At 42.3% G+C, this 4505-nt stretch carries 3 protein-coding genes; 2 read left to right on the forward strand and 1 reads right to left on the reverse strand.

Going from position 1 to position 4505, the window contains the following annotated elements; genetic code table 11:
* A partial coding sequence (locus BCU12_RS08730; RefSeq protein ID WP_133153840.1) for an ATP-binding cassette domain-containing protein occupies positions 1-464 on the reverse strand: 464 nt, incomplete at its 3' end.
* A gap of 595 nt (positions 465-1059) precedes the next feature.
* Between BCU12_RS08730 and BCU12_RS08735 the strand changes: the two genes are divergently transcribed.
* Together BCU12_RS08735 and BCU12_RS08740 are read left to right on the forward strand one after the other, a co-directional pair.
* The gene (locus BCU12_RS08735) at positions 1060-2607 is read left to right on the forward strand and encodes a DUF3360 family protein (RefSeq protein ID WP_102403948.1); all 1548 of its coding nucleotides are present in this window, start codon (positions 1060-1062) and stop codon (positions 2605-2607) included.
* A 303-nt stretch (positions 2608-2910) separates the two neighbouring features.
* Positions 2911-4505, forward strand: a 1595-nt coding sequence (locus BCU12_RS08740; RefSeq protein ID WP_102403949.1) for a pyruvate formate lyase family protein, incomplete at its 3' end; no start/stop codon positions are given.

Consider the following 4505-nt stretch of genomic DNA (forward strand, 5'->3'; position numbering starts at 1 on the left):
ATGTGTATAAGAGACAGGTAATAATCTTTGCGTTCGTATAAGCCCACTTTTTTAAGTAAGACTTCCGCATTTTCAATCGCTTGTGCTTTTGGAACGCCTAGGACATGCACGGGCGCTTCGATCACGTTTTCAAGTACGGTCAGGTGCGACCATAAATTGAAGCCCTGAAAAACCATCGCTAAACGTGAACGAATTCGTTGAACTTGTTTCTCATTGACAGGAACCGCTTCACCTTGTCGGTTGTTTTTCATTTCGATCAATTCTCCATTGACCCAAATATCACCCGCGGTTGGTGTTTCTAAAAGATTAATACAACGAAGAAAGGTACTTTTACCTGAACCAGAAGAGCCAATGATAGAGACAACATCGCCTTTATGGGCTTCTAAGGAAATGCCTTTTAGCACTTCATTTTGACCAAATGTCTTGTGCAGTTCTTTTATATCTAGCGCTGGTACGTCTTTCATGCGCTTTACTCCCTGTTATCTATGACTGCTGGGCTCCACCCACATTGCGAGTAAAACTAGCACCCCTAAGATTGAGATGCAACAAATTATTAACCTGCCATTCTGGGATATATAGCTACTTTATATGAGTAATAATTCAAACATCAGCCAATAAAACTATTAAAGACGCATAAAGTGAACAAATGGAATCATTATGTGGAGTTTGCAATTGTTAATGAATTTATAAAAAGTAGATATAGTTCAATATTTGTAAAACCCTTACTCGCGTCTTCAGAGCTCACACATTCTTCTCTCCATGTAACTAATTTACACTATCAGTATTATTTATGTAGTTTAATTTCAATATCAATATTACTTTAGTTAACAAAGACTTCCATTGTGTAGCTTTATTTCACATTGTTTTATAAAGTGATCAAGATCAATCACCCTAGAGAATAAGCACGCTAAACTCGCAAAAAATCTAAAGTGTAAAAAAACACTACATGCTTTATCTTTAGCTAAGATATAGCGCAAAAATTTCGTGCCACTCCAGCGCCTGACTTAGACACGCTGGTTTCGGATTGAATGAATGACTACTTTTTTAAATGAGGAATCTATGTCAGACGCAGTGAATCAACCGCACTCTGATTCGGATATTGAGAACAAGAGCTATCAAGAGCTCCATCGTCCAGCATCTGAGTTTGCTAACCGTTCAGATTATTTAGATCACGAACTGCAAATCATGAAACCCCGCCGATTTGGCCTTAACTTACCTGGCCGCGACTTTCGATTCGAACTAGAAGATTTAGTGCCTGCACTTGCTGGTACCATCGGAATTATCGCCATGTACTCTGCGGTAATGATGTCTTGGGCTGATGGCCTTACTGCCGCTTGGGATCACGTTAATCTAGGTAAAGAGTTTGCTATTGAAGTAGCACGAGTAGAAATGCTAATTCCTGCACTTCTATTCTGTATACTTGCATCGGGTATTTTTAACCCAAGAGCAAACCTTGCCGGTAACCACGGCCCAATGATCCCTCTTATTGGTAGTATTGCTTTAGCAGGTGCTCACCCACTCGCTCTAGCGATCTTGTTGGGTGTCTTCGGTCTGCTATTGAGTTACTTTAAGGGGGGGTCCAAGCTTGTTAACCTCACCTCACAAGGTACCGCAGGGGGGTTATTAATATTCCTTGGGTTTACCGGTGTAATGAGTCAGATTGGTTCTATTCAATCTTGGGCGACAGGTCTTCAGTCTTCGACAGTAGAAGCAGGAAGCCTTGGTTATATTGGTTTAGTCGTTCTTGGTATCAACATCGTTGTTTATGCTTTCCTTGCTAAAATCAACAAACGTTGGCTGGCAATCCCAGTGTGTGCCTTTACTGGCCTTATCATCGCACTCGGACTTGGCGCTGGCTTCGACTTAACCTTCGAAACAGAGATGGGCATCCCTAACTTAAACCCAGTTTACTGGTGGGGCAGCACTGAACAAGGTTGGCAGCTAGGTCTTCCTACGCTTGAGCACTTTATCGCATCACTACCTTTTGCAATACTCGCGGTTGCTATGTGGTCTCCTGATTTCTTAGGTCACCGTATCTTCCAAGAACTAAACTACCCACGTAAGACTGAAAAAGTACTTATGGATGTCGATGACACAATGACTATGTGTTCATTCCGTCAAATGGTAGGTACCGCGGTTGGTGGTGGTAACATCACATCATCTTGGGGTACATATATGATCCCAGCTGCGATTGCGAAGCGTCCAATTCCAGCAGGTGCGATTTTATTAGGTTCTCTATGTATTATCGTTGCTATACTTGGTTTTCCTATGGATGTTGCTGTTTGGCCGCCAGTAATGCGTGTCGCTCTTCTAGTGGGTGTATTCTTACCACTACTTGAAGCGGGAATGCAGATGGTGAAAGACACGAAAGATTCACAAGCTGCAGGCATCTGTATCTTTGGGTCTGCCGTTGTTAACCCTGTACTTGCTTGGGCACTTACTATGTTGCTTGATAACAATGGCCTAATCGGTGATAAAGAGCGCGCATCTAAGCTATCTTTCGTCGATAGAATTGTTATTCCTGCAGGTGTATTGGTTATATGTTTAATCGCAATGCTTGCGGTCGGTATGTTAGAAAGTCAATACGGCTTAAAAGCGTGGCTATAGATTAAAAAATAGTTTGGGTGGTGATTATCACCACCCTTTTTTTTCAACTTTTTTTGACTTTTATTGATTTAGTTTAAGGTTTGTCAAAAAATTTTAGTGTATATTACCCCTAAATGGTTAGGGTTGTTGGTTTCAACTTGAACAACCATCGATTGTAAATGACAATATGTATAGTTTTCGAGAAGCAACTTTCTATTACTATAGATATTGTTATTAATGTGAGTACTGATCTTCCTCTGAAGATAGCTGTAATTTTACAGTGAAACCAGTACGTGTTTTTTCTACTAAAAAGGTAGGTATGTCATGGCAGAGCAATTTGCTAAAGCTTGGGAAGGTTTTGCTGCAGGTGAGTGGCAAAGCGAAGTAAACGTTCGTGATTTTATTCAAAAGAACTACGCGCCGTATGAAGGCGACGAATCTTTCCTAGTTTCTGAAGGTACTGAAGCAACTAATTCGCTTTGGGACAAAGTAATGGAAGGTATCAAGCAGGAAAATGCGACTAAAGCACCTGTAGACTTCGATACATCTGTTATCTCTACCATCACTTCTCATGATGCTGGCTATATCAATAAAGACCTAGAAACAATCGTAGGTCTTCAAACTGAAAAACCACTTAAGCGTGCAATCATCCCTAACGGTGGTGTACGTATGGTTGAAGGTTCTTGTAAAGCATATGGTGAAACTCTTGACCCTATGGTTTCAAAGATCTACTCAGAATACCGTAAAACACACAACGCTGGTGTTTTCGATATCTACACGCCTGACATTCTAAAATGTCGTAAATCAGGTGTTTTGACTGGTCTTCCAGATGCATACGGCCGTGGTCGTATCATTGGTGACTACCGTCGTGTTGCACTTTACGGTGTAGACTTCCTAATGAAAGACAAGCAAGCTCAATTTGCTTCTCTACAAGAGCGTTTCGAAAACGGCGAAGACCTATCTGCAACAATGCAACTTCGTGAAGAAATCTCTGAGCAACACCGCGCTCTTGGCCAAATGAAAGTAATGGCTGAGAAATACGGTTACGATATCTCAGGTCCAGCTCAAACCGCTCAAGAAGCAATCCAGTGGACTTACTTCGGTTACCTAGCGGCTGTTAAATCTCAAAACGGTGCAGCAATGTCTCTAGGTCGTACTTCGACTTTCCTAGACGTGTTCATCGAGCGTGATATCGCTGCGGGTACAATTACTGAAGTACAAGCTCAAGAAATGATCGATCACTTCGTAATGAAGCTACGTATGGTTCGTTTCCTACGTACTCCTGAATACGATGAGCTGTTCTCTGGTGACCCAATCTGGGCAACAGAATCAATGGGTGGTATGGGAATCGACGGTCGTACACTAGTAACACGTACTAACTTCCGTTTCCTAAACAGCCTATACACTATGGGTCCTTCTCCAGAGCCAAACATCACGGTTCTTTGGTCTGAGCAACTGCCAGTAGGCTTCAAGAAGTTCTGTGCGAAGGTATCTATCGATACGTCTTCTATCCAGTACGAAAATGATGACCTAATGCGCCCTGACCTAGAGTCTGACGATTACGCAATTGCTTGTTGTGTATCTCCAATGATTGTTGGTAAGCAAATGCAGTTCTTTGGTGCTCGTGCAAACCTTGCTAAAACGATGCTTTACGCAATCAACGGCGGCGTTGACGAAAAGCTTAAGATGCAAGTTGGCCCAGTTGGCGACAAGATCACTGACGAAGTACTTGACTACGATGACGTAATGGGTCGCTTAGACACATTCATGGACTGGCTAGCTAAGCAATACGTGACTGCGCTAAACAGCATTCACTTCATGCACGATAAGTACAGCTACGAAGCGTCTCTAATGGCACTTCATGACCGTGACGTTCGTCGTACTATGGCATGTGGTATCGCAGGCCTATCTGTTGCAGC

Source organism: Vibrio sp. 10N.261.55.A7 (assembly GCF_002877365.1).
In the GTDB taxonomy this organism is placed as follows: Bacteria; Pseudomonadota; Gammaproteobacteria; order Enterobacterales; family Vibrionaceae; genus Vibrio.